We start from the raw sequence: 7,010 nt of genomic DNA on the forward strand, positions 1-7,010 counted from the left end.
AGTTTCTCCTCGCACGCCGTGCATCATCCGATCGGTCTGGATTCAGTGGTGCGCGATCCAGACCCGGTCCGGTGCGAAATCCGGACACGGTGCGGCGCGGCCACTACTACAGAGCATGGTAGACCCACGGCGACCATGCTCCCGACCAGGTCCACCCCGACGCGCACCGAGACCGGTTCGCGACGCGTACACCGGGCAGTCACGAACAGGTCCGCGAAACGCCACGAACCGACGACACGGCGGCAAGTGAATGCGGGTTCCCTTATGACCACGAAACGCCGCCCTTTAGGGTGGTTGTAGATCGGTGCGGCCGCGTCGCACCCGGATCGAACGCAGCGATTCCCGCCGCCGCCCACAACCGCATCGTTGACGAATGGTCAGGAGAACCTCGGTCGTGTCAGTCACAGACGACATCCGCGCGCTCACTCAGCCGAACCACCCCACCGACTGGACCGATCTGGACACCAGAGCCGTCGACACGGCCCGGGTCCTCGCCGCCGATGCGGTCCAGAACGCCGGCAACGGCCACCCGGGCACCGCGATGAGCCTCGCCCCGCTGGCCTACACCCTGTTCCAGCGCGTGATGCGCCTGGATCCGGCGGATCCGGCGTGGGTGGGTCGCGACCGTTTCGTCCTGTCGTGCGGCCACTCCAGCCTCACCCTCTACATCCAGCTGTACCTGGCCGGCATGGGTCTCGAGCTGACCGACCTCGAGCACCTGCGCAAGTGGGGTTCGCTGACCCCGGGCCACCCGGAGTACCGCCACACCGACCACGTCGAGATCACCACCGGCCCGCTGGGCCAGGGCCTGGCGTCGGCGGTGGGCATGGCGATGGCGTCGCGGCGTGAGCGCGGCCTGTTCGATCCCGAGGCGGCGCAGGGCGAGAGTGCGTTCGATCACTTCATCTATGTCGTCGCCTCCGACGGTGACATGGAGGAGGGCGTCACCTCCGAGGCGTCCTCGCTGGCGGGCACCCAGCAGCTGGGCAACCTGGTCGTCTTCTACGACGACAACAGGATCTCCATCGAGGACGACACCCGCATCGCGTTCACCGAGGACGTGGCGGCGCGCTACCAGGCCTACGGCTGGCACGTGCAGACCGTCGAGGGCGGCGAGAACGTCACCGCCATCGAGGAAGCCATCGCCGCCGCGCAGGCCGTGACCGACAAGCCGTCGATCATCCTGCTGCGCACCATCATCGGCTTCCCGGCCCCGAACAAGATGAACACCGGTTCCTCGCACGGCGCCGCGCTGGGCGTCGACGAGGTCGCGGCCACCAAGAAGATCCTGGGCTTCGACCCGGAGAAGAGCTTCGACGTGGACGCCGCCGTGATCGCGCACTCGCGCGGCAATGTCGCCGACCGCGGCAAGGCCGCCCGCGCGGCCTGGCAGGAGCAGTTCGAGGCGTGGGCGACCGCGAACCCGGAGAACAAGGCGCTGTTCGACCGCCTGCAGGAGCGTCGTCTGCCCGAGGGCTGGACCGAGACCCTGCCGGAGCACGAGCCGGGCAAGGCCATGGCGACCCGTAAGGCGTCCGGCGCGGTGCTCGCGGCGCTGGCCCCGGTGCTGCCGGAGCTGTGGGGCGGTTCGGCCGACCTCGCCGAGTCCAACAACACCACCATGCCGGGTGCGGCGTCCTTCGGCCCGGAGTCGATCTCCACGGGCGCGTGGAAGGCCAACCCGTACGGCCGGACGCTGCACTTCGGTGTGCGTGAGCACGCCATGGGCTCGATCCTGAACGGCATCGCGCTGCACGGACCGACCCGCCCGTACGGTGGCACCTTCCTGGTGTTCTCCGACTACATGCGTCCCGCGGTGCGCCTGGGCGCGCTCATGCGCACCCCGGTCACCTACGTGTGGACCCACGACTCCATCGGCCTGGGTGAGGACGGCCCCACCCACCAGCCGATCGAGCACCTGGCCGCACTGCGCGCCATCCCCGGCCTGAACGTGGTCCGCCCGGGTGACGCCAACGAGACCACCTACGCCTGGCGCACCATCCTGGAACGCGATAGCGCCGAACGGCATTCGCACTTCCTGGTCTCCGAGCCGCCGCACCAGGACGGCCCGTCCGCGCTGGCGCTGACCCGTCAGGACCTGCCGATCCAGGAGGGCACCAGCTACGAGGGCGTCCGCAAGGGCGGCTACATCCTGGCCGAATCCTCCACCGGCACACCGCAGGTAATCCTGATCGCCACCGGTTCGGAACTGCAGCTCGCGGTCGACGCGCGCGCTACGCTCGAGGCACAGGGCATCGGCACCCGCGTGGTGTCCATGCCGTGTGTGGAGTGGTTCGACGCGCAGGAGCAGTCCTACCGCGACGAGGTGCTGCCGCCGTCGGTGCGGGCCCGCGTCACGGTGGAGGCCGGCATCGCGATGCCGTGGCACCGTTTCACCGGCGACGCCGGTGAGAACGTCTCCATCGAGCACTTCGGTGCCTCGGCCGACTTCAAGACGCTGTTCCGCGAGTTCGGCATCACCGCCGATGCCGTGGTCGCCGCTGCCACCCGCTCGCTCGCCAAGGTGAAGGGATAGTTGTCATGACCCAGAACACGAACACCGCGGCCCTGTCGGCCGCCGGGGTTTCGGTGTGGCTGGACGACCTGTCGCGCGATCGCATCAAGTCCGGAAATCTGAAGGGCCTGATCGACTCCCGCAATGTCGTCGGCGTCACCACCAACCCGACCATCTTCCAGGGCGCGCTGTCGAAGGGTCACGCCTACGACGAGCAGGTCACCGAGCTCGCCGCGCGCGGCGCGGACGTCGACTCGGCCATCCGCACCATCACCACCGATGACGTGCGCGCGGCCTGCGACGTGTTCGCCGACGTCTTCGCCGCGTCCAAGGGCGTCGACGGCCGCGTCTCCATCGAGGTCGACCCGCGCCTGGCCTTCGACACCGACGGCACGGTGGCCCAGGCCATCGAGCTGTGGAAGATCGTGGACCGGCCCAACCTGTTCATCAAGATCCCGGCGACCGAGGCCGGCCTCCCGGCCATCACCCGGGTCATCTCCGAGGGCATCAGCGTGAACGTGACGCTGATCTTCTCGGTGCGGCGCTATATCGCGGTGATGGGCGCCTACCTCGACGGTCTGCGCAACGCCGCCATCGCCGGGCACGACATCGCCAAGGTCCAGTCCGTCGCCTCGTTCTTCGTCTCCCGTGTGGACACCGAGATCGACAAGCGGCTCGAGGCCATCGGCACCCCGGAGGCCCTGGCGCTGCGCGGCAAGGCCGGAATCGCCAACGCGCACTTGGCCTATGCCGCCTACCAGGACATCTTCGACGGCGGCAAGCACACCGACGTGTTCAACAAGCTGGCGTCGCAGGGCGGCAACAAGCAGCGCGCGCTGTGGGCCTCGACCGGTGTGAAGAACCCCGAGTACTCCGACACCATGTACGTGACCGAGCTGGTCGCCCCCGACACCGTGAACACGCTGCCGGAGAAGACACTCGAGGCCGTCGCCGACCACGGCGTGATCGTGCCGAACGCGGCCGTCGGCAAGGCGGAGCAGGCACAGGCGGTCTTCGACCAGCTGGTCGCGGTGGGCATCGACCTGGACGACGTGTTCGGTGTGCTCGAGACCGAGGGCGTCGACAAGTTCGTCGCCTCCTGGCAGGAACTGCTCGACGCCACCACCGAAAAGCTGCAGGTCGCGGGAGGCAACTGACCGTGGCTCGCGCGGCGACGACGGTCGCGATGCCCAACCCGCTGCGCGATGATCGCGACAGCCGGGTGCCCCGCATCGCCGGACCGTGCAACGTGGTGATATTCGGCGTTACCGGTGACCTGTCGCGGCGCAAAGTGCTGCCGGCCATCTACGATCTGGCGAACCGGGGGCTGCTGCCCCCGGGCTTCTCGCTGATCGGATTCGCGCGCCGGGACTGGACCGACGAGGACTTCGCGAACCTGGTTCACGAGTCCGTGTCGTCCTCGGCGCGCACCCCCTTCCGCGAGGAGGTGTGGCAGCAGCTCAAGGAGGGTCTGCGTTTCGTCCGCGGCACGTTCGAGGACGACGCGGCCTTCCACAAGCTGGCTACCACCCTCAAGGATCTGGACCGGGATCGCGGCACGGGCGGCAATACCGCCTTCTACCTGTCGATCCCGCCCAGCGACTTCCCCATCGTGTTGGAACAGCTGTCCAAGAACGGGCTGGCCAAGCCGACCGATACCCCTGCGGGGCAACCGGGTCCGTGGCGGCGAGTGGTGATCGAGAAGCCGTTCGGGCACGACCTGAACAGCGCGCAGGAACTCAACGCGCTGGTCAACACGGTGTTCCCGGAGCGGTCGGTGTTCCGCATCGACCACTATCTGGGCAAGGAGACGGTCCAGAACATTCTGGCGCTGCGCTTCGCCAACCAGCTGTGGGATCCGATCTGGAACGCCAACTATGTGGACCACGTGCAGATCACCATGGCCGAGGACATCGGCCTGGGTGGTCGCGCGGGGTACTACGACGGCATCGGCGCGGCCCGTGACGTCATCCAGAATCACCTGCTGCAGCTGCTGGCGCTGACGGCCATGGAAGAGCCCGTGAGCTTCCAGCCCAAGCAGCTGCAGATCGAGAAGATCAAGGTGCTCTCGGCGACGAAACTCGTTGCGCCGCTGGACGAGACGACCGCGCGCGGCCAGTACACGGCGGGCTGGCAGGGCAGTGAGCCGGTGGTGGGCCTGCTGCAGGAGGAGGGCTTCGACCCCAACTCCCGCACCGAGACCTACGCGGCCATCACCCTGTCCGTGGCGACCCGCCGCTGGGCGGGCGTGCCGTTCTACCTGCGCACCGGCAAGCGTCTGGGCCGGCGCGTCACCGAGATCGCGGTGGTTTTCAAGCGCGCCCCGCACCTGCCCTTCGACCAGACCATGACCGAGGAACTCGGACAGAACGCGCTGGTCATCCGGGTGCAGCCGGACGAGGGCATCACCATGCGATTCGGGTCCAAGGTGCCCGGGTCGTCCATGGAGGTGCGCGACGTGAACATGGACTTCAGCTACGGCGAGGCGTTCACCGAGGACTCCCCCGAGGCCTACGAGCGGCTCATCCTGGACGTGCTGCTCGGGGTGCCGTCGCTGTTCCCGGTCAACGAGGAGGTCGAATTGTCCTGGCGCATCCTCGATCCCGCGCTCGAACACTGGGCCGCGACCGGCAAACCCGACCCGTACGAGGCGGGCGGCTGGGGTCCGGAATCCGCCGACGAGATGCTCGCGCGCAGCGGGCGGGAATGGCGGCGGCCGTGACCACACCCATCCAGGAGCCCGCCCGATGATCATCGACATGCCCGACACCGACACCCGCGAGGTGTCGAAACGCCTTGTGCAACTGCGGGAATCCAATGGCGTGGTCACCATGGGCCGGGTGCTCACCCTGGTGGTGTGCACCCTCGACAGCTCCGAGGCCGAGGACGCCATCGACGCGGCCAACGACGCCAGCCGTGAACACCCCTGCCGGGTGATCGTGCTGGCGCGCGGCGACCGCATGGCCCAGACGCGACTGGACGCGCAGATCCGCGTGGGCGGCGACGCGGGCGCGGCCGAGGTGATCGTGCTGCGGCTGCAGGGCGATCTGGTGCCGCACGAGGCCAGCGTGGTGATCCCGTTCCTGCTGCCCGACACCCCCGTGGTGGCGTGGTGGCCGCGGGGCGCGCCGGAGTTCCCGTCCAAGGATTCGGTGGGCCGCCTGGCGACCCGCCGGATCACCGACGCCACCTTCGCGGCCGATCCGCAGGCCACCATCAAGGGTCGCCGGCGCTCCTACGCGACCGGCGACACCGATCTGGCGTGGAGCCGGGTCACCTACTGGCGGGCACTGCTGGCGGCGGCGCTCGACGAGGCCCCGTTCGAAACCGTTGAGTCGGTGACGATTTCGGGTCTGAAGGAAGAACCGGCGCTGGACATGCTGGCGGGCTGGCTGGCCGCGCGGCTGGACTGCCCGGTGGTGCGGCGCACCGGCGAGCTGAAGGTGGAGATGCACCGGCCCTCGGTGTCGATCGCCATCTCCCGCCCGCAGCACGGCCGCACCGCGACCCTGTCCCGCACCGGCGAACCCGACCAGCGTTTCGCGCTGGCGCGCCGCGAGACCAAGGACTGCCTGGCCGAGGAACTGCGTCACCTCGACGCCGACGACATCTACGCCGAGGCCCTCACCGGAATCGAAAGGGTGACCTATGAGTAAGCCCGCCGTCACGGAAACATTCACCACCGTCGACGATCTGGTGACGGCCGCGGCCGCCCGCTTCGTCGCGCAGGTGGTGGAGGCACAGCGACTGCGCGGCTCCGCCTCGGTGGTCCTGACCGGCGGCGGCACCGGCATCGCGCTGCTGGAACTGGTGCGCAAGGCCCCCGGCGACATCGACTGGGCCAAGCTCGACATCTTCTGGGGCGACGAGCGTTTCGTGCCCACCGGCGATCCGGAGCGCAACGAGCTCCAGGCCCGCCACGCACTGCTCGACCACGTCCCGGTCGACCCGTCCCGGGTGCACCCGACCGAGACCTCGAGCGGCGACTATCCGGACCCGCTGGAGGCCGCGGGCGAGTACTCGGCCACCGTGCACGCGCACCTGGCCGAGCATGGCGCGTTCGACCTGCACCTGCTCGGCATGGGCGGGGAAGGGCACATCAACTCGCTGTTCCCGCACACCGACGCCACCCGCGAGGAGCACGAGCTGGTTGTCGCGGAGACCAATTCGCCCAAGCCGCCGGCCGTGCGGATCACGCTGACGCTGCCCGCGATCCGCAAGTCGCGCCACGTCATGCTGATCGTGTCCGGTGAGGCGAAGGCGGCCGCGGTGGCCGCCGCCCTCAACGGGGCGTCGCCGCTCGATATCCCGGCGGCGGGTGCGATCGGCACCGAGTCCACCACCTGGCTGCTGGACGAGAGCGCCGCGGCGGACCTGCCGCGCTGATTCCACCGAACGGCGGGCCCGGATCGATCGATACGGGCCCCCCCGTGGAGGTTTTCCCCCAAAATAACGCCCCCCAACGGGAAGAGGGGGGGGTGGGGAAAAGAGTTAG

General features: G+C 69.0%; 5 protein-coding genes. All 5 read left to right on the plus strand.

The features are described 5' to 3' along the window. Positions 1 to 394 precede the first annotated feature (394 nt). The 5 genes from tkt to pgl are packed head-to-tail and all read left to right on the plus strand — an operon-like array spanning position 395 to position 6,901. Positions 395 to 2,536 (plus strand): transketolase, encoded by a 2,142-nt coding sequence (tkt, locus tag ABZ412_RS31855; RefSeq protein ID WP_357287690.1) that lies wholly within the window; start codon positions 395 to 397, stop codon positions 2,534 to 2,536. A 5-nt stretch (positions 2,537 to 2,541) separates the two neighbouring features. Next, on the plus strand, positions 2,542 to 3,672 hold the full coding sequence (gene tal / locus ABZ412_RS31860; protein WP_357287692.1) for a transaldolase: 1,131 nt from the start codon (positions 2,542 to 2,544) through the stop codon (positions 3,670 to 3,672). A gap of 29 nt (positions 3,673 to 3,701) precedes the next feature. Further along, complete coding sequence (gene zwf, locus ABZ412_RS31865; RefSeq protein ID WP_357287703.1) at positions 3,702 to 5,237, plus strand: glucose-6-phosphate dehydrogenase; 1,536 nt, start codon at positions 3,702 to 3,704, stop codon at positions 5,235 to 5,237. 25 nt (positions 5,238 to 5,262) lie between these two features. Beyond that, a complete protein-coding gene (gene opcA, locus ABZ412_RS31870; protein ID WP_357287695.1) occupies positions 5,263 to 6,171 on the plus strand; it encodes a glucose-6-phosphate dehydrogenase assembly protein OpcA in 909 nt (302 codons plus the stop codon). Beyond that, positions 6,164 to 6,901, plus strand: a complete 738-nt coding sequence (gene pgl, locus ABZ412_RS31875; RefSeq protein ID WP_357287698.1) for a 6-phosphogluconolactonase — start codon at positions 6,164 to 6,166, stop codon at positions 6,899 to 6,901. Before opcA ends, pgl begins: the two co-directional genes overlap by 8 nt. Positions 6,902 to 7,010 lie beyond the last annotated feature (109 nt).

Source organism: Nocardia sp. NPDC005746, assembly GCF_040630785.1.
Taxonomy (GTDB): domain Bacteria; phylum Actinomycetota; class Actinomycetes; order Mycobacteriales; family Mycobacteriaceae; genus Nocardia.